The following is a 19,268-nucleotide window of genomic DNA, read 5'->3' on the forward strand; positions in this document are numbered from 1 at the left end:
TTTTTACGTTGGGGATAACTACTCTTTAGCTTGTGCATACACAAAACGCCCAGTGCATGATGCACTGGACGTCTCTCTTCCTCATTTGATCAAATGTATCCGATTATAACACTGCATGAATGGGACGTGACACGAGCACTTCACGAGAAGTTCGTTCTTCTTCAAATACCCGGTGCCATATCATGAATGTGACCGCCGTCCACAACTTACGACTGTGATTAGCCATCCCTTTTGCATGCTCGTCTAAAAGGCTAAGTACATACGACTTGTTTATGAACATGTCTGTGTTACTTCGATGAACGATTGATTGAACCCACTCATACATTTCATTTTGCAACCAATGTCGAATTGGTACTGGAAAACCTAGCTTTTTCCGATTAAAGACAGCTTCTGGTAAAATATCTTTTGCTGCTTCTCTTAAAATAAATTTCGTCGTACCTGCCGTCAGTTTCATGGACTGAGGGATCATGGATGCCACTTCAAACACTTGTTGGTCTAAAAAAGGCACTCGAAGTTCTATTGAATGAGCCATCGACATCCGATCTGCTACCGTCAGAATATCCCCTGGCAACCACGTGTGCAAATCAATGTATTGCATTTGTGTGCTGTCATCCCATTGTAAAGCTTGGTCATACAATGGTTTTGTGACGTTTGTATATGGATAAATGCATCCTGCATCCGCTAGCAATAATTCTTTTTCCTCAAGATTGAAAATTTTGGCATTCCCGACATAACGCTCAGCTAGTGGTGTTGTTCCACGAATCAGATAATTTCTTCCTTTTATTCCTTCAGGCAATTGCCTTGCTAACCATTGTACCCAATGATTGAGTCGTCTAGGTAAGTAGCCAAAACCTTTCAGCGCATTAGGCTCCTTGTAGATCTCATAACCTGCGAACAATTCATCGGCTCCTTCTCCCGATAGCACGACTTTCACATGCTGACTTGCAAGCCGGGAAACGAAATAGTTAGGGATTGCAGCTGGATCAGCAATCGGCTCGTCCAAATGATAGACGATATTCTCCATCTCGTTCATCACTTCTTGAGCTGTAATGATATACGAATGGTTATCTACCCCTAGATGATCGGCCGTTTCTTTTGCTAGCTCGATCTCGCTATACCCCTCTCGTTCAAATCCGACCGTAAACGTTTGCAAATTCGGATGATGTTCTTTTGCTAGTGCAACAATTGTGCTTGAATCAATTCCACCTGATAAAAACGCTCCTACACTCACGTCACTGCGCATATGAACAGATACAGAACTTTGAAGTGCTTGTTGCAAAGTTGTCGCTACATTTTTTGTACCTTCTACACTAGAACAAAATTGCGCTTGAAAGTAGCGTTCCACATGTGCCTTCTCCAAGTCAAACGAGTACGTAAGACAATGCCCTGGCTTCAATTGTTGAAACGCTGCGTCTGTATAACCGTCCGTGGAAGGGATATATTGAAACGTTAAATAATGATGCAATGCTTCTTTATCAACAGCTTTATGCTCTGCACCTAACAGCGGTAAACACTTCCGTTCAGATGAGAAGAAAAAACCAGCTTCATTTTCATCATAATAAAACGGCTTAATTCCAAATGGGTCTCTTGCCGCAAACAACTCTCGCTCCACGCGATCCCAAATGGCAAAAGCAAACATCCCACGCAACTGATAAATCATTTGTTTACCGTAAACCTCGTAAAGCGCAAGAAGCACTTCCGTGTCACCTTCCGTTTGAAAATAATAACCTTCTTCTATTAATGATTGTCTCAGTTCAACATAATTATAGATTTCTCCATTAAAAACAATCAGGTATTGCTTGGATAAACTCTGCATAGGCTGGTGTGCATTTGATAGATCTTGAATACTCAATCTTGAAAAACAGAAATCAATGTCTGAGTCTTGAACATAACGAAAGTCATCAGGACCTCGATGATGCATTCGCTCCTCTACACGATGTAAATCTACTGAATCCATGTAAGTACGCTTCACACGACCACAAAAACCGCACATAATAGCCTCCCATACACTCAGCCCGCCAACACAGTATAGTTTACCTAGAAGATTTTGTAAATAAAATTTCAGATTAGTCTGTTAGTATCTATAGTAGTACTTGCAAAGGTAGCATGAGTAGCTAGAAGCCATATAAGCTCGCACTTTTCGGCACTTTAATTGCATGTTTTTAATGGTGAAATAGAGTGTAACGTTACATGTTTATAAAGAAAAATAAGCCATTGGGTTTATCTTAAAGAGCCACAAATAACGAACACGAGTTTTAAGGATCTAACCATTTCAAACGTAAAAGGAGTTTAATGTAAAGCAAGTTTTTATGAGAAATTAATATGGTTCTTTTTTCATGATTCCTTCTTAAGTTTCCTCCAGAACACTAAATAACTTTCAAGTGCTCACTTACGAACCTGTCATCAATCCATCATAATGATAGAGAGGACAACCCCTTTGCAACTAGGAAAGTGCAATGGCTTTTTTGTGCTTTTCTTATAAGTAATCTGACGTTAAGAAGGAGTGGTTTGCATGAAGCGACTATTTAAAAACGGAACAGTAATTACCTCGGACAGCAACCTTGGGAATTTCAAAGATGCCGATGTACTAATTGAAAACGATAAGATCATTGAAGTCGGACCGAACATTTCAGCTGAAGATTGTGAGGTCATTGATGCAAAGGACATGATCGTGATGCCGGGTCTAGTCGATACACACAGGCATACGTGGGAATCCGTCATTCGCAACGTTGGTGCAGATTGGTCATTACAGACGTATTTAGGCAACATTTATTATGGGAATATTGGATCGAAGAGACGTCCGGAAGACGATTATGTCGGGAACCTATTAGGGGCGCTTGAAGCGTTGGAATCAGGAGTTACAACCTTATATGACTGGACGATGATTATTTCAAATGATCATGCGGAAGAGATGATCAGGGGGCTAAAAGAATCAGGAATCCGTGCCATTTTCGGTTATGGATCTCCAGGAGATGCTGAATACTGGAATTCAGATAGTAAGCTCGATACGATCGATAAAGCTAGGGCAATGAAAGAGCGGCATTTCAGCTCAGATGATCAATTGCTTACGATGGGGCTCGCGATTCGCGGACCGGAATTTAGTTCCTGGGAGACGAGTGTAAAGGAAATTCAGTTCGCACGTGAGATCGACGCAGTCTGTAGCATGCACTTAGGATTTGGAACGTGGGGCTCAACAGAACGTTCCATAGAGAAACTACATGCAGCAGGGTTGTTAGGAGAACATTTGAACTTCGCCCATGCAAATGCCGTACAACCCGAGGAGGTACGATTGCTAGCGGAGCACGGTGGCAGTATCTCTGTAACGCCTGAAATTGAAATGATGATGGGTCATGGTTACCCTGCTGTTGGGCTTGCTTTGGAAAACGGGGTAAAACCAGCACTTGGCGTGGACGTTGTTACGTCTACCGGTGGAGACATGTTCACACAAATGAAGTTCGCCTTGCAAGCGGATCGTGCTCGAGTAAATCAAGAACAGTTATCTCAAGGCATCATGCCTGGACCAAAGCTTCACCTCTCTGCACAAAGCATATTGGAGTCTGCAACAATTGACGGTGCAAAAGCGCTAAGACTCGATCACAAAGTCGGCTCGTTAACACCGGGCAAACAAGCCGATCTCATTATGATCAACAAGAATGACCTTAATATTTTCCCAGTCAATGATCCAGTCGGGACGGTCGTCCAATGCACAAACAACGCGAACGTCGACTCAGTATATGTCGCAGGTAATCCTGTTAAGAAGAATGGAAAGATGATTGGTATCGATATCGAGAGAATAAAAAGACTAGCGACAGCAACTAGTGAGCACTTACTCGGTTAGAGAAGAAAGGATGATGAGGTTATCAACCCCATCATCCCTTTTATGTTCTTAGCGACTAATCTATGTTCTTATTTCGACTTTATATTATTTACTCATTTTGATCATCACACTAGTATGACGTTTGCACCTGTTCCTTAAATCGCTGATAAGCCGTGCGTAAAGCAACATTCACAGAATTGACAGAAGGTGCGTAGTAGTTTTCATTAATCTTCTTCATTAGCGGATCAATACCTTCATTTAGATCGTATCCGATGATTAAACGTTTGAAATAGCTTTGGGCCAAGGATGTCACGAGGGTAAGCTCTACATCGACAATTTCATATGTCTTACGATCAATTTCTAACACGATGCCAAAGTGCTTGTACACTTCATACATAGATGTTCCTTGAGGGGCCTTTGCATAACCCGTAACTAAAATCGTATCCAACAAAAATCCCTTCTTTCGTTAGGCTTGTCTACTTGCCTTACAACTTATTGAATGTTCTTATTATATAATAAAAGTGTCGCTCTTTTGTAAAAGAGCGACACTTTTTTAGGAGATTAGGACTTTAATTGTTATAGTGCTTCGTTATATTGGTGCTCTGAATGGTTTTTCTTTGGCATAACCCATTTCTGTAGAACAAATACGATCGCGAAGATTGCAAAACCAGCGAGGCTGACAAGGAAGTCTGGTACAACGAGCATAATTGCTGCTACAAACAAAGCAATTCGCTCGTACCAGTACGTGCCTCGTAGCCACCAGCCTTCAATGGCAGCACTTAAGGCAAACACACCGACTAATGCTGTCGTTAATGTTATGACGACTTCTCCAGGTGTACCGATCCAAATGAGTGACGGTCCGTACACGAACATGAATGGCACGATAAATCCAGCAATTCCTAGCCTTAATGCAACGAGACTCGTTTGCAGCGGATTCGTATTTGCAATTCCAGAAGCAGCAAACGATGCCAATGCAACGGGTGGCGTGATCGCCGATAAAATTGCAAAATAGAAAACGAACAAGTGCGCCGCCATCGGTTCTACGCCGAGCTGGACGAGTGCTGGAATCGTTAGTGGTACTTGAACGATATAAGCGGCAACCGTTGGTAACCCAAGACCGAGTAATAGTGAAGCTACCATCGTAAGCAACAACGTAATAAATAGACTATCACCAGAAATCGCAAGAATCATGCTACTAAATTGTAAGCCAATTCCTGTCATGCTAATAACCCCGATGATAAAACCTGCAGACGCACAAGCGATCGCTGTTTCAAGCGCTGCACGTGCCCCAAGATCTAACGCTTTGAACATCGTTCCAAACGAGAGTCGTGTCGCTGCTTTAAAGGCTGCGACAACGATTACACTCGCAATCGCAAACAATGCCGCACGCATCGGTGAGTAACCCATAACGAGCATGATGACGATAATAAGTAGTGGAAGTGAGAACATTCCACCTTCTTCAAGTACGGTTTTAACCTTTGGAATCATTTCCTTTGGCATACCATCTAAGCCATCTTTTTTCGCACGTAAATCAACTTGGAAATACACACAGACGTAATATAGGATTGCTGGAATAATGGCTGCAATCGCAACTTCAATGTAAGGAACACCTAAGTAAGACGCAATAATGAACGCCGCCGCACCCATGATCGGAGGAATAATCTGTCCACCAGCCGAAGAGACGGCTTCAACAGCTGCTGCAAATGTTCCTTTATATCCAGTACGCTTCATAAGAGGTATTGTAAATGGTCCAGTCGTAGCTGTATTTGCGACCGCGCTACCTGAGATCGTTCCAAGAATGGCACTCCCGGCAACTGCAGTCTTAGCAGGACCACCGCGATATTTCCCCATTAAACCTACAGACAAGTTAATAAAGAAGTTCCCTGCCCCAGATACTTCTAGAAACTTACCAAAAAGAATAAACAAGAAGATAAACGTTGCAGAAACCCCAAGTGGAGTACTGAACACACCCATCGTTGAATAGAATAAGTGATCGAGAATCCACATTAAGTCAAACCCACGATGTTCTAATCCTCCAGGCAAGTACTGACCGAAAAACCCATAGCCTAAGAATGCGAGTACAATAATTGTGAACGCCCGTCCAACGACACGCCGCGTTGCTTCAATTAGAAGAATGCTCGCAATCACACCGATCACAATCTCCAACGTAGAGAGTGGTGTTACATACGTTAACCTTGCAGAAATGTCAATCGCATTTAATGCAAAATATTGAAAAGAACCGAGAACGAGTAAGATGGCAACAATGTCATACCAAGGAATGCGTTTTCCTTCTTGATTCTTTGTCGGTCGATAAAGGGCAAACACAAGAACGAGTGCAAAGGCTAAGTGAATGGAGCGTTGTGCGATCGACTCAAACACTCCAAAGAAAGCCGTATACAAGTGGAATAATGACATTAAAATTGCAAGGAACGAAACGACTTTACCCGTCACACCGACCAAAGTCCGCTGCTTATTTCCGAGAACTTCCGACTGTGCTTCGTCCATGTCTTTCACATCTAGATTTAACTCTTTTTGGCTCATTTAAAACACCCCCTGATCATTTGTAAAGCGTTTTCAACTAATCGTTTAAAACTCCAATCTCTTCATAATATCGCTTCGCTCCGGGATGAAGTTCACCAATACTATATTCGATCGAATATTCAGCATCAAAATCAGATAACGTACTAGAAACAGACCTCCATAGATCTGCATTCTCAATAATCATTTTCGTAAGTTCATAGCCCACTTCTTCAGTAATTATGTTTTCATTTGCTACAAGAACGGTCTCTGGAGCAAATGTTAAAATATCATCATGATCGCCATAAGTACCAGCCTCAATTGTATATGGGTTATACCCTTCATTGATTTCTTTCAATTTCACTTGATCTTCTTCTGTTAAAGGAATAATACGTACACCAAGTGTTATATCAAGCTCTTGTACGAATGACGCCGGAATCCCTAAACCACCGACCCAAGCATCCAGGTGACCGTCACGCATTAGATCCGCAGCATCAGACGTACCAATGTACTCAATTTGTGCTAAATCATCATAGCTCATGTCATAGGCCGTAAGGATGTCTTTGAACATAACCTCACCACTGTACCCACGAATTCCAGGGCTTACCCGCTGACCTGCTAAATCTTCAACAGTATGAATGTTTGAACTACTCGGCACGACGATGTGTAACACGTTCGGATAGAACGTTGCAATCGTTTTCATATTCGTAATTGGCTCTTCAAAGTCTCCAATAGCGTTCGCTGCCATCGGAATCGACTCTCCATTGGAAAAACCTAATGCAAAAATATCGTTTTGAATACCAATTAAGTTAGCAATCGAGCCTCCCTCTACAACCGTTGCTGTAGACTCGGGATAGATCTCTCGAATCTCTTCACTCATTGATGCTGCGAGTGAGTGCCAAAGTCCACCCACGGTTGCAGCACCAAATGTGAAATCTTCAGGAGGTTCTCCTGCTGCGACCTCTGTATCTTCATTTGCATTTGATTCAGTTTGTGAGCAACCGCTTACAATCGCCAATAACATCATGAATACGATCATGCTTTTCCAAAACTTCATGTCATCCACCCCCAATGTAAGTCTTAAAGTGCGACAACAAATGATGCCGCTGTCGTTTCTTCAATGTCTTCAACTGTCACGCCATCAGCTACTTCTACTAAATACATTTGATTGTTTTTGAATGTAAAGACCGCTTTTTCGGTAATCAATACATCCGCTTTACGATATCCACTGCTCGGATACGTTAATGACTCAACGATTTTTGCTTCTCCACTTTTGGATGTGTGTGTCATCGTTAAAATTACTTTTTGTACACCAGCAACAAGGTCCATCGCACCACCAACACCGAGAATATCCTTACCTGGAACGGCCCAATTTGCAAGCTCTCCGGTTTGATCCACTTGAAGCGCTCCGATTACAGCCGTGTCCACATGACCCCCACGGATCATTGCGAATGATAACGCACTATCAAAAATTGCCGATCCTGGTAATTCGGTAACGGGTTGCTTACTTGCATTAATCAAATCGGGATTAATTTGACCAGCTTCTGGTGCAGGACCCGTACCGAGCAATCCATTTTCTGAATGCAAAAACACATGCTTATCACCTAAGTACTCCGGAATAAGTGTAGGAATCCCAACCCCTAAGTTAATGACTTCGCCTTCCCCTAGCTCGTCTGCTGCACGTTTTGCAATGTCTTGCCTCATCGTTTTCACGTTATTTTGTACGTTCAACGAAAGTCCCCCCTTCAACTTCATAGCGCGTCTTAACAAGATAGTCGACAAATAAATGTTGAGTTTTAATTTCTTCTGGTTTTAATTCGCCAGTTGGAACGATTTCATCCACTTCTGCAATTACAATTTTTCCTGCCATCGCCATCGCTGTATTAAAGTTTTCTTGTGTTTTGCGATAGACTAAATTTCCATATTCATCGGCTTTATGTGCTCGAATAAGAGCTACATCCCCCGGGATGCTTTTTTCCAATACATATTCTTTGCCATCAAATTCCCGCACTTCTTTATTCTCAGAAAGTTTCGTTCCTGCTCCTGTCGGTGTATAAAAAGCAGGAATCCCTGCTCCTGCTGCACGAATTCCTTCAGCCATCGTACCTTGAGGCAACAATTCAATTTCAAGCCAGCCCTCATTCCAAGCGTTTACTGCCCCACGATGTGTTGTGAAATAAGATCCAATAGCTTTTTTAATTTGACCGTTAACAAGAAGTTTCCCCAATCCTTTTTGAGGTTCACCTAAGTTATTACTTACAATGGTTAGATCTTTGACGTCAGTCTTTGCAATCTCGTCGACGATTGTCAATGGGCAGCCAGACAGACCAAACCCACCAACGAGCACTTGGTCACCGTCTTTTATGTACTTTGAAATATCCGTTAATGAGATTTCTTTCTTAGAAGTCATTCTTGTCTCCCCTTTTTCAACAAAATTCCAAAATAAAAACCAAACAATTATCATCGCTTTAAGGCGCACAGACTCCTAGCCTTAAACACTGATGATAGATCGTTTGGCTTATAATGGTTACCCAAGCAAGCGGGAACAAGCTTGGAGCATTATAATAACGCGTCTATCAAGTTCATTTCTTAATAACGAAATAGTACCACGAGATGTAGACGCTTTCAATACTTTTTTCGGAAAATTTTAAAGCTTCTTTTTAAACGTTCCCCTAGCAAGAGATTTGCCGGAGAACCACTTTTCATATCGCGACGTGTTTCTTTTTGATTTGTTCATATGCTTCTTTGACCCGCTGGAATTTGACTGAGTCACCTGTCGGCGAATCAGGGTGATAACGCTTTGCCATCAAACGATATCTTGCCTTTACTTCTTCAAGGCTTACTTGCTCATGTTGCTGAAATTCTAGTACTTTCATATGTTCATTAACACATGAAATGACGCTCTTACTCGACAGCTTGGTACGTTCAAACAAGTAACTCTCTGCACTCTGTTGATGATGCAAAAAGGAATGACTGACTTCACTAAATTCTAACGCATCTGTAAAAGCTCGATTCGCCCGATTGCTTTTACTTAATTTATTGTTTGCCATAAGTACACTACAAAGAAATAATAATGCTTTCTGCACATCATTTTCTAGTTCGCTCGCGCTCACTATGTAAGGTGTAAATTGGCCTGGCTGATGAGAATATACATAACGCTGATTGACCGTCATTGATTCAATATATAATTGCTCACACTGTCCACCGCTTGTTTTCGTTAGCTTAGCCCCAATATCAAGTTCCAACTTCGTATTCTTACCCTGAATCGAAACCTTACCTTCAGGAACAGAATAATACCGTTGACGTTTGTCTTGGCGAAGTTGATAAAACGAGACATCTTTGCCATTAATAACAGCACCATCAACAACGAAAGAACGATAGGTTGTTAAAAATGATGTTGATTGCGTTTGATTTGAAGAATACAGCCAATAACAAAGACCAAAGCTGCCGATGATAAACAGTAAAACAAACACTTCCATCATCGAAGATCCTCCTTACATTACCTACTTGTCTCTATTCTTATACTATTTTATTCGTAGTATGTAATCAACGACTATGTTCCATTAATTTCATCTTAATCTCATTTGGAATCGTTTGCTTTCCACCTTTTCTAGCAACATTCACGTATACTGCATGTCCTTTTGTACAACAACGATCGTTTTGATGAATTTCTTCATATAAAGTAAAGCTCGTATTCCCAACTTTCTCAACCCAAATGTTAACGACAACGTCTGAATGGTAGTGAATTTCGCTTAGATATTGAATGTCAATTTTAAGTAAAATGCAACGCCAATCATGAAATGCCAAATCAGGATTGAACAACTTAAAAATCTCCTTACGTCCTGCCTCAAGCCATACTGGAATCGTCGTATTGTTAATATGACCAACCCCATCCGTTTCTGAGACTCTTGGTGTAATCGTTGTAGAATACATGAAAACGCCTCCAGTAAATCTTTTATATTTTTTTATGGATTTCACTAGACATCCCTTTGATCTTATTTTAGTATGTTCACTCGTGATTAAAAAACAGAATCGAAGGGAGCGGTTTATGATGCGCCTTAACTTCTCTAGAAAAACAATCCTTGCTGTCTTTATGCTTGGGACGTTTGCTGTTGGAATGACAGAATACGTCGTTACCGGATTGTTAACCCAATTTGCACGTGATTTGAACGTTGATGTATCGACGACCGGCTTGCTTCTTACCGTATATGCCATCAGTGTTGCCATCTTCGGACCACTATTACGAATCGTAACACTCAAGGCTTCACCCAAACCTTTACTTGTTGCGTTTGTTGCACTGTTTATCATTAGTAATATCATTGCCGCGACCGCACCATATTTCGAAGTATTGCTCTTATCAAGGCTGTTATCAGCTGCGATGCATGCACCGTACTTCGGCTTATGTATGTTTGTCGCAGTTAGTATTTCAGAAGCGTCTAAAAAAACGAGCGCCATTGCCGCAGTTCAAGGTGGTTTAACCATTGCAATCATGCTAGGAGTACCCTTTGGCTCTTATTTAGGTGGAATTTTTGACTGGAGAATTGTCTTTTGGTTCATGGCTGTCCTAGGCGTTGTGACACTTATTGGTTTACTCATCGTTACACCGAATGTTAAACCGACTGAAATTCCTAAAATCAAAACAGAGCTATCAATGCTCAAAAACAAAAACGTCTTGCTCACAATGGCGATTATCGTATTCGGGTTTTCAGGTGTATTCACAGCTTACACGTTTAAAGAACCGATGTACCGGGAGTTTGCTGGTTTTGATGTAACCGGCATTACGATTGGCCTGTTCTTCTTCGGCCTTGGGGCAGTACTCGGAAATTTTGCATCCGGAACCGTACAACCATCAAAACTGACGACACGATTGATTTATGCCCTGCTAGCACTTGCACTTGTTCTAGCAACGTACGCCTATTTCTTACAATTTGCCCCGATGGCTATATTAATGAGTTTCTTATTCGGAGCGGGTACATTCGGGACGACACCACTTCTTAATGCAAAGATCATTCTCGCAGCAAAAGAAGCCCCTAACTTGTCAGGTACTCTGGCAGCATCCGTCTTTAACCTTTCAAATGCAATAGGTGCAGCACTAGGGTCGTTTTTACTGAGCATCGGCTTTGGTTATCAAGCGATTACTTGGGTCGCAGCGAGTATGATTACGATTGGTCTCATCATTAGTATCGTAACTAGAAAAATTGAAGATCCTATTCATGAATAGACCTAAAAGCAACGTCCAAAAGATGGACGTTGCTTTTCTTCGACAAAACTAATGGAACTCCTTTTTTTAAAGCCTTAAACAATTTCAGTTAAAGGAAATGAAAGCTCTTGACATTTCAGTTATTTGTCGTTATTCTATAAATCGTAATCATTACGAATCGTAACCATTACGGTTATTACTAAAGGAGTTACTTACATGCGTAAATTTCGATTAGTGCCTTTATCCATAGTTCTTCCTTTCTTGTTAATCGCATGTTCTGATGACCAAACACCATCTGAGAATGATGCTACTGACCAAGAAGCAACAGAACCTTTACAAATATCTACAACTTTGTTTGCTCTTGAAGATTTCACGTCACGAATTGGCGGTGAACATGTCGAGGTAGAAAGTGTCTATCCCCCTAATGCCGATGCACATACATTTGACCCTTCATCTAGTACGTACGTAAAAATTGCTGAAGATGATGCTTTTATTTATTCTGGCGTTGGCATGGAACCATTTGCCGATACCATTCATGACCTACTCGATGAAGAAACGGTAGAGATCATTTCAGCAGGTGAACACCTCTCTTTACGAGGTGAGCACGGTCATGACAGCGAAAGTGACCATTCCCATGACCACGAGCACGAGCACGAGCACGATCATGATCATAATGAAGATCAGACGAGTGCAGTAGATCTTGAAGGCATCAACGATCACTACCATACCGGTGATACGATTGCCCTTACTGCTACCGCAGACATAGATGTCGAAGGAGACGTTACCTGGTACACAAGAGATTCTGAATCTGATGACTGGAGTGAAGCTTCAACAGGCAAATCTTTTGAAGACACTGTGGATACAGACGGACAACAAGTGTATGCAGCGTTTATTGACGACGAAGAGCAACCCGTCGCTGAATCCGAAACTACAACAATACACATCGATGATCATGACGAGGAGTCTGGTGCAATTGACCCTCACGTTTTCCTTGATCCCATTTACAGCATTGAACTAGCAGAAAACATTATGAATCAGTTAAGTGAATTACGTCCTGAACACGAAGAAGACTTCGTACAAAACTACGAGTCATTAAAAGCTGATTTGGAACAATTAGACGCGTCACTTCAAAGTACGATTGACAGTGCAGATCATAAACAAATTATCGTTTCACATGCTGCTTATGGTTATTGGGAAGATCGCTACGGCATTGAACAATTAAGTATTCACGGTTTGTCTTCTACTCAGGAACCTTCACAATCAGAGTTAACGTCAATTGTAGAAGCTGCACGAGAAAATAACCTTAGCTATGTAGTGTTTGAAAACAATGTTAGTAGCACCATTAGTGAAGTTATTCAATCCGAGATTGGTGCAGAAAGCCTTGTTCTTCGTAATATGGAGAGCATTTCACAAGAGGACTATGATGCCGGCGAAGACTACGTTAGCATGATGGAAATGAACATTGAAACTCTTGAGACTGCATTAAATCATTAATCGATCATAAAAAGGGCGTAATCATGCGTCCTTTTTTACATTTGTTTGTCGATTTCCCGGGAAATAATTGCCGTTTATTGTCCTATTGTATCGTTAGATGTCAACGATCACTTCCTCTTCTCTAAAACCTATAAAAAAAATAGACAAAATACATATGGTTAGTGAAGTATTTAAGAAAACAAGGTATACTTTAAAAAAGGGGACCCGAGGTGAATGCAATGAAAACAATACCCGAATTTATGGAAGAGTACCGAAAGCTCCCGGATGATGTTAAAGAAGTAGCCTTCCTTTACGCGATGGCTAGTATTAAAAAGCGAGACCCTGTCGTCTATGACAAAACAACTGAAAAGATTGAACGTCTCATTAATCAATATAACCTCTAGAATAACTACATCCGTGTCGGGTTTGAATCGACATGGATTTTTTTCTGGGGAGATCTGAATTGGAGCGTGATCTTCATGAAATTCGATACGATTGTTGTTGGTTCAGGGCTTTCAGGACTTGTTGCAGCCACTGAAATTGCTGAGCGAAAGAAACGTGTTCTATTAATTGATCAAGAAGGTAGGCAATCGTTAGGTGGACAAGCGTATTGGTCATTCGGAGGGCTCTTTCTTATTGATTCTCCCGAACAAAGGAAACTGAATATTCAAGACTCTGCCAATCTTGGTTGGCAAGATTGGCAAGGAAGTGCGAATTGGGATCGCTTAGCGGACCCTTATGATGAAGATATTTGGGCAAAGAAATGGGCGGAAGCTTATGTCAATTTCGCTGCAGGTCGAAAGCGCGAGTGGCTTCAATCTCTCGGCATTCGATTTTTCCCTATTGTTGGGTGGGCTGAACGAGGGGGTTCTTTAGCGCACGAACATGGCAATAGCGTTCCTCGTTTCCATATCGTTTGGGGTACCGGTCCTGCGATTCTACAACCTTTTATCACAAAGCTGAACGATTTACAAAACCTTACTTACTTGCCGAGGCATCGAGTTGAACAATTGATTATGTCAGGCGGAAAAATCGTTGGGGTTGAAGGTTATCGGTTAGAAGAATCCAACGCGATGCGAGGTCGCGCATCAAGCAAGACCGCAATCGGTGAGTTCCGTTATCTAGCAGACACAGTCGTCATCGCAAGTGGAGGAATTGGTGGCAATCTCGATCTCGTTCGTAAAAATTGGCCTACTTGGCTCGGAAAAGCACCCAAAAAGATGATTGCCGGTGTTCCTGAATATGTGAACGGTCGCTTACTACAAGTTAGTGAACAAGTTGGAGCCCGAACTGTCAATAAAGATCGGATGTGGCATTACACAGAAGGGATTCGAAACTGGTACCCGGTGTGGAAATCTCATGGCATACGAATTCTACCCGGTCCTTCTTCCATTTGGTTGAGTGCAACAGGAGATCGTTTTTCCGCTCCAAACTTCCCTGGGTTTGATACACTCTCAACACTAAAAGCCATTCAAGACACCGGGTATGACTATTCTTGGTTTATTACGACGAAAGAGATTGTAGAACGAGAGTTTGCATTATCAGGATCGGAGCAAAATCCCGATCTTACAGGAAAAAATTTAAAGCTTGTTTTAAAACGCGCACTCCCTGGCCCTACTACTGCGGTTCAAAGCTTTTTAGACTTTGGAGAGGACTTCGTTACCGCTCAGTCCTTAACAGAACTCATTAACAAAATGAACACCCTTACTGACGAGTCGTTACTTAACCTTGATACGATCAAAGATACAATCGTAGCTCGAGATCGTGAGTTAAACAACCCGTTTACGAAAGACGCACAAGTGCAAGCAATCCATAACGCTAGACAATACATCGGAGACCAAAAGATTCGCGTCGCAAAACCTCATCAAATTCTTGATCAGAACCACGGGCCACTTATTGCAGTCAAGCTCCATATTCTTAGTCGCAAAACCCTCGGAGGATTGCAGACGAACCTAGATGGTGCTGTTCTAAAAGACGGAATACAACCGCTGCCAGGGCTTTATGCAGCAGGTGAAGCAGCTGGGTTTGGAGGGGGTGGCGTTCACGGCTACCGCTCTCTCGAAGGAACATTTCTAGGAGGCTGCTTGTTTAGCGGTCTACAAGTCGGCCACACACTCGGATCGAGCTAACAGACGTGCTTTCTACACCTAAAACGCCTGCGAGTCACTCTCACAGGCGTTTTATCTTTAATATTCCTTACGATTGTAAATGCCCATTGTTACGAAGTAAGAGATTACAAAGAGTACAAGACCGATGACTAGAAAGCTCCCATTAAATACGAGACTTCCATTCATTGATGCTACCGTTTCAATACTCATTTGTTCCAATAATCTCGCAAACCCTTGCTGGGCAAGTAGGAAGAGGCCAACACCACTTAGTGTTGCAACAAGAACAATCGTATCTGATTTTTCCGTACCAAACACATACGTTGCAGGATAACTTATCGCACCCATAATAAATGCAATGCCTATCCCCGTCATCATCGTGTACATTAATTCTTGGTTCATGGTACTTCCAAGCACCCATTCCGCAACGACAAAAGCCATAATTGTAATTGCGACGCCAATACTCATTAAGAACAGAAAGAATAGGTATTGGCTTTGAACGATATTGCCTCGATTTACGGGCAACGTTAACACAAACTTATTCCAACCTGATTGTGATTCATGCTTTAATACTTCAAAAGCAGGGGACACGAGGAAAATAATCGGCATATACATGGCGAAGAAGACAAGAAGTTCATTACCAATTCCGATAACGACAAGAACTAGAACAAATGCAGCCACTGCATAACTAAGAATCGTTTTAGAAACTGAGTAGTATTGATTTAGGAATAATCCAACCATTATATGTCACCCCTCATAAGTAATAAACTAATGTCATCAATCGTACGATTTTGAATCAACTGATCTTCGCTTACTTCAGAACGGTTTGTAAGCAACACTTCAACATACTCCCCGTCAGCTTTTTTTGCGATGATGTGTGTTTTTGTTAATTGTTGTACTTCTTCATTACGTAACCGTGCCACAACATACTCGTTTAATAACACCTGCTTACTTACACTTAAACGAATCTTTCCACCTTTAATGAATACTAACTGATCCGCAATTTTCTCTATGTCGCTCGTAATGTGTGATGACATTAAAATCCCTCGATCTTGATCTTTAACAAACGCTTGTAATACTTCAAGTAGCTCCGCGCGCCCTGTCGGATCGAGTCCTGCCGTGGCCTCATCCAAAATGAGTAGCTTTGCTTGATGAGACAGTGCGACTGCAACACTTAACTTCATCGACATACCTCTTGAAAAATGACCCACAGCCTTATCTTTAGGCAATTGAAAGAAATCAACATAGTGGAAAAACGTTTCTTCACTCCAATTTTTGTACACATGACTTAGTACTCGATTGAGCTTCTTGACTGTTAGTCGCTTCGGTAGCTTTAAATCATCAAAAACGACGCCAATGTCCTCTTTTTCTGCTTTGTTCTTATGGTTCACGTCTCGCTCAAACATTTGAATTGAACCTGTATCAACGCGAAGCGTTCCGAGAATAGACCCCATCGTTGTCGATTTGCCAGCTCCATTCTCTCCAATGAATCCGACAATTGAACCGTAAGGAATTGTTAAGGAAACATCCTCTAGTGAAAATGAAGAGTCTTTGTATGATTTATTTAAATCAGTAACTTCTAAAATTGCTGTCATCGTCATCCACCCTTTTCGTTGTTTCATATTCATAATAATCGACTGATCATTTCTTCTTATTGCTAGTGTACGGCTTAATACCTCTTATCTCGGTACTTTTGATGCAAAAGGGCGTAAACCGGACTGTTTACGGAAATGATGTCATGAAACGGGAGAACACCGTCATAAAACGACCAGCGCTTCGATGAGCATTTTGGTTGCACACAAATCTTCCCAAAAAAAAGCCGCTGATCGATTGATCAGCGGCTTTCACTATTTATCCTTCTGTATCGTCAGGGTCGATATCCATGTCTTCAACTTCCGCTAATTCTGGTGCTTGGTGACTTTCTTTTTGTTCAAAGAAAATCTCCATTGCTTCTCTGGCAATATTATTCGCAATTCCTGCAAATTCTCGGTTACGACTAATGGTTACGTTTGGTACAACAACCGCTACGGCAACCTCTGGGTTATCATAAGGAGCATAAGCAACCATCGTTTGGTTGTTAAGGCGAATGCCATTTTCTTGCACTTGGGCAGTTCCTGTTTTCCCAGCTGCTTGGTATTCAAAACTACCGAGCTCACGGTTTGCCGTTCCTCCACCTTGTCCTGAGACGCTAACCACTTGTCTCATCGCGGTTTGCATACGATTTATGTCACCGATCGGGTTATCGACCGTATTCAGCACTTCCGGTTCATAATAGCGTATGCTCCCACCTGCTTCTCCTGGAATGTCTCCTGGCTCAAGTACATCTCGGACGAGGCGAGTCCGCATTCGAACTCCGTCGTTTGCGAGCGTTGCCGTATACTGACCAAGTTGTAAAGGTGTGTAATCATCATATTGACCAAAACTTAACAATAACACCATACCTGCTGTATTCGGTCCCGTAATGCCTTCAGACTCAAACGGTAAATCAATTCCTGTACTCGTCCCTAATCCAAATTGAGCATAATGCTCACGTAACATATTGTAGGATTCAGAAAGAGTGTTCCACGTATTGTTGCTACGGTTGTAACCTGCAAGGCGCATCGCGATTTCTGCCATATACACGTTGGATGAACGTCGAATCGCATCTATATCGTTCACATAGCCCATATTCACAACGGATGAAATGGATGGTGTATTCGGTAAATGAGTGATCGGGGAATCATGAATCACTGAACCATGTCCAATTGCGCCATGACGATAACCTGCTAACACCGTCGCCGGCTTAATTGAAGATCCTACGGTATAACTATTGTTTACTGTACCGAGGTGGCCTTGATACCCGACAAGCGCTAAGATGTCACCGGTAGATGGTTCAATCATGACGACATACGCATCACGCCCGGCAGGAAATGCATACCCACCGTACCCATCGATTCTGCGTGTTACCATCGCATCAACTTCTTGTTGCAAACGCATATCTAGCGTGAGTCGTAAATCATTTCCTCTGCGACCTTCTTGCATTTCTACATCACCACTTGGCAATGTCGTCATGATCGCTTTCTCACCACGCAACAGATCTTCATACTCTTGCTCTAGGTATGACGTTCCCACAGCATCGCTACGTTCGTAACCTTTCCCTAAGTACCCATCAACAAGCTCTGCTGGGATTGATCCTACGCTTCCAAAAAACGATGCAAATTGTTCACCGTACGGATAAACTCGTTCCGCATCTCTCATTAAATCTGTCCCTGGCATTGTATGTAAGACTTCACCAATATGATGTGCTTGTTCTTCACTTAATCCACGAGCAATCCGGTTTGGTGAATGATTGTAACCGCTGAGCATCTCCCGCCAGATTACAACAGCTTGCTGTTCTTCCAGACTATAGCTCTCGCGTATTTCCTCCGCATCTAAGCGACTAAGTTGTCTTGTATAAATATCACTTTGACTTAGGTCGTCTGTAGAAATCTCTTCGCTCGTCACGAGTTCATCTACAAATGCTGCCATCGGCCCGAGCGTACCATCTTCCTCACGCTCTTCAATCGAAGCTTCATATAAGAAATAATCTTGCCACTCACGGTCGTTAATTTCTTCTACGTCTTCTTCATCAACTTCTAAGTAATTGACAAGTTGATGCGCAATTTCATAACGCTCTTGTTCGTTGCCTGGGCGATTCGTATACGTAAGCGAGAGCTGCATGTCATTATCAACTAAAACATAATTATTGCTATCAAACATAATTCCACGCGGAGCATCTACAGTCGCAGTCTGCTCTTCCTCTTGACTTAACATTAAATCGTAAGAATCTCCTTGAACGATTTGCACGTACCCAAGACGCAATATAAGAATAGAAAATAAGACAAATACCCCAAAGAACAGTACGTTAAGACGATAAGGAATATGATTCTTACGTTTTGGCTGCCCCATCGAACTCTCCCCAATCTTGTGAAAATCGATTTTCGAAATAATCAAAAACAGCAAAATCATCAGTTATCAATTCATCCTAATGGACTAGACATAGATGCGTCCATCGTAACACAAGAAAAGGACATACACATCGTTCTTAATAAAACAGAAACGAAGAAAGTCGATCACCTTTTAAAGTATCGATTAAACCTAGTCTTTAAGTAAAGCGGCTTTGCGATGGAGTTAGGCG

General features: G+C 41.9%; 16 protein-coding genes. 5 read left to right on the plus strand and 11 right to left on the minus strand.

Going from position 1 to position 19,268, the window contains the following annotated elements:
- Positions 1 to 103: 103 nt before the first annotated feature.
- The gene (gene asnB, locus JOD17_RS01295) at positions 104 to 1,993 is read right to left on the minus strand and encodes an asparagine synthase (glutamine-hydrolyzing) (protein WP_204695360.1); all 1,890 of its coding nucleotides are present in this window, start codon (positions 1,991 to 1,993) and stop codon (positions 104 to 106) included.
- A gap of 519 nt (positions 1,994 to 2,512) precedes the next feature.
- Here asnB and JOD17_RS01300 point away from each other — a divergent pair.
- Positions 2,513 to 3,838 (plus strand): amidohydrolase family protein, encoded by a 1,326-nt coding sequence (locus JOD17_RS01300; RefSeq protein ID WP_204695361.1) that lies wholly within the window; start codon positions 2,513 to 2,515, stop codon positions 3,836 to 3,838.
- Positions 3,839 to 3,947: 109 nt separating this feature from the next.
- Here the strand turns inward: JOD17_RS01300 and JOD17_RS01305 are convergent, their stop codons facing one another.
- The 7 genes from JOD17_RS01305 to JOD17_RS01335 form a co-directional block, all read right to left on the minus strand.
- A complete protein-coding gene (locus JOD17_RS01305) occupies positions 3,948 to 4,265 on the minus strand; it encodes a DUF3870 domain-containing protein (protein WP_239575097.1) in 318 nt (105 codons plus the stop codon).
- A gap of 128 nt (positions 4,266 to 4,393) precedes the next feature.
- Positions 4,394 to 6,358 carry a TRAP transporter permease gene (locus JOD17_RS01310; RefSeq protein ID WP_204695362.1) on the minus strand — a complete coding sequence of 655 codons (1,965 nt, stop codon included), beginning with the start codon at positions 6,356 to 6,358 and terminating at the stop codon, positions 4,394 to 4,396.
- Between the two features lie 37 nt (positions 6,359 to 6,395).
- Entirely contained in the window at positions 6,396 to 7,391 is a 996-nt protein-coding gene (locus JOD17_RS01315; protein WP_204695363.1) for a TAXI family TRAP transporter solute-binding subunit, read from the minus strand.
- A gap of 23 nt (positions 7,392 to 7,414) precedes the next feature.
- Complete coding sequence (locus JOD17_RS01320) at positions 7,415 to 8,038, minus strand: 3-oxoacid CoA-transferase subunit B (RefSeq protein WP_204695612.1); 624 nt, start codon at positions 8,036 to 8,038, stop codon at positions 7,415 to 7,417.
- 10 nt (positions 8,039 to 8,048) lie between these two features.
- Positions 8,049 to 8,744, minus strand: coding sequence for a CoA transferase subunit A (locus JOD17_RS01325; RefSeq protein ID WP_204695364.1), 696 nt, complete (start codon positions 8,742 to 8,744; stop codon positions 8,049 to 8,051).
- A gap of 292 nt (positions 8,745 to 9,036) precedes the next feature.
- Entirely contained in the window at positions 9,037 to 9,816 is a 780-nt protein-coding gene (locus JOD17_RS01330) for a J domain-containing protein (protein ID WP_204695365.1), read from the minus strand.
- A gap of 64 nt (positions 9,817 to 9,880) precedes the next feature.
- Entirely contained in the window at positions 9,881 to 10,267 is a 387-nt protein-coding gene (locus tag JOD17_RS01335; RefSeq protein WP_204695366.1) for an acyl-CoA thioesterase, read from the minus strand.
- A 118-nt stretch (positions 10,268 to 10,385) separates the two neighbouring features.
- Here JOD17_RS01335 and JOD17_RS01340 point away from each other — a divergent pair, with 118 nt between their 5' ends.
- The 4 genes from JOD17_RS01340 to JOD17_RS01355 all read left to right on the plus strand — a co-directional run bounded on the left by JOD17_RS01340 (position 10,386) and on the right by JOD17_RS01355 (position 15,136).
- Positions 10,386 to 11,555 (plus strand): MFS transporter, encoded by a 1,170-nt coding sequence (locus tag JOD17_RS01340; RefSeq protein WP_204695613.1) that lies wholly within the window; start codon positions 10,386 to 10,388, stop codon positions 11,553 to 11,555.
- A gap of 195 nt (positions 11,556 to 11,750) precedes the next feature.
- Entirely contained in the window at positions 11,751 to 13,028 is a 1,278-nt protein-coding gene (locus JOD17_RS01345; RefSeq protein WP_204695367.1) for a metal ABC transporter solute-binding protein, Zn/Mn family, read from the plus strand.
- Between the two features lie 209 nt (positions 13,029 to 13,237).
- Positions 13,238 to 13,411, plus strand: coding sequence for a hypothetical protein (locus JOD17_RS01350; protein WP_193745075.1), 174 nt, complete (start codon positions 13,238 to 13,240; stop codon positions 13,409 to 13,411).
- A gap of 75 nt (positions 13,412 to 13,486) precedes the next feature.
- A complete protein-coding gene (locus tag JOD17_RS01355; RefSeq protein ID WP_204695368.1) occupies positions 13,487 to 15,136 on the plus strand; it encodes an FAD-binding dehydrogenase in 1,650 nt (549 codons plus the stop codon).
- Positions 15,137 to 15,193: 57 nt separating this feature from the next.
- Here the strand turns inward: JOD17_RS01355 and JOD17_RS01360 are convergent, their stop codons facing one another.
- The 3 genes from JOD17_RS01360 to JOD17_RS01370 form a co-directional block, all read right to left on the minus strand.
- Positions 15,194 to 15,853: an ABC-2 transporter permease gene (locus JOD17_RS01360; RefSeq protein ID WP_204695369.1), complete on the minus strand. Its 660-nt coding sequence runs from the start codon at positions 15,851 to 15,853 to the stop codon at positions 15,194 to 15,196.
- Positions 15,853 to 16,707, minus strand: coding sequence for an ABC transporter ATP-binding protein (locus JOD17_RS01365; RefSeq protein WP_204695370.1), 855 nt, complete (start codon positions 16,705 to 16,707; stop codon positions 15,853 to 15,855). Before JOD17_RS01365 ends, JOD17_RS01360 begins: the two co-directional genes overlap by 1 nt.
- A gap of 256 nt (positions 16,708 to 16,963) precedes the next feature.
- Positions 16,964 to 19,039 (minus strand): peptidoglycan D,D-transpeptidase FtsI family protein, encoded by a 2,076-nt coding sequence (locus JOD17_RS01370; protein ID WP_204695371.1) that lies wholly within the window; start codon positions 19,037 to 19,039, stop codon positions 16,964 to 16,966.
- Positions 19,040 to 19,268 lie beyond the last annotated feature (229 nt).

Origin of the sequence: Geomicrobium sediminis, from assembly GCF_016908595.1 — a bacterium.
In the GTDB taxonomy this organism is placed as follows: Bacteria; Bacillota; Bacilli; order Bacillales; family Marinococcaceae; genus Geomicrobium_A; species Geomicrobium_A sediminis.

Bases quoted from the DNA above. Each gene is read 5' to 3' on its own strand.
- JOD17_RS01320 (WP_204695612.1), bottom strand. From the start codon at position 8,038: ATGAGGCAAGACATTGCAAAACGTGCAGCAGACGAGCTAGGGGAAGGC.
- JOD17_RS01310 (WP_204695362.1), bottom strand. From the start codon at position 6,358: ATGAGCCAAAAAGAGTTAAATCTAGATGTGAAAGACATGGACGAAGCA.
- JOD17_RS01315 (WP_204695363.1), bottom strand. From the start codon at position 7,391: ATGAAGTTTTGGAAAAGCATGATCGTATTCATGATGTTATTGGCGATT.
- JOD17_RS01340 (WP_204695613.1), top strand. From the start codon at position 10,386: ATGCGCCTTAACTTCTCTAGAAAAACAATCCTTGCTGTCTTTATGCTT.
- JOD17_RS01355 (WP_204695368.1), top strand. From the start codon at position 13,487: ATGAAATTCGATACGATTGTTGTTGGTTCAGGGCTTTCAGGACTTGTT.
- JOD17_RS01325 (WP_204695364.1), bottom strand. From the start codon at position 8,744: ATGACTTCTAAGAAAGAAATCTCATTAACGGATATTTCAAAGTACATA.
- asnB (WP_204695360.1), bottom strand. From the start codon at position 1,993: ATGTGCGGTTTTTGTGGTCGTGTGAAGCGTACTTACATGGATTCAGTA.
- JOD17_RS01365 (WP_204695370.1), bottom strand. From the start codon at position 16,707: ATGACAGCAATTTTAGAAGTTACTGATTTAAATAAATCATACAAAGAC.
- JOD17_RS01370 (WP_204695371.1), bottom strand. From the start codon at position 19,039: ATGGGGCAGCCAAAACGTAAGAATCATATTCCTTATCGTCTTAACGTA.
- JOD17_RS01330 (WP_204695365.1), bottom strand. From the start codon at position 9,816: ATGATGGAAGTGTTTGTTTTACTGTTTATCATCGGCAGCTTTGGTCTT.
- JOD17_RS01360 (WP_204695369.1), bottom strand. From the start codon at position 15,853: ATGGTTGGATTATTCCTAAATCAATACTACTCAGTTTCTAAAACGATT.
- JOD17_RS01345 (WP_204695367.1), top strand. From the start codon at position 11,751: ATGCGTAAATTTCGATTAGTGCCTTTATCCATAGTTCTTCCTTTCTTG.
- JOD17_RS01300 (WP_204695361.1), top strand. From the start codon at position 2,513: ATGAAGCGACTATTTAAAAACGGAACAGTAATTACCTCGGACAGCAAC.
- JOD17_RS01335 (WP_204695366.1), bottom strand. From the start codon at position 10,267: ATGTATTCTACAACGATTACACCAAGAGTCTCAGAAACGGATGGGGTT.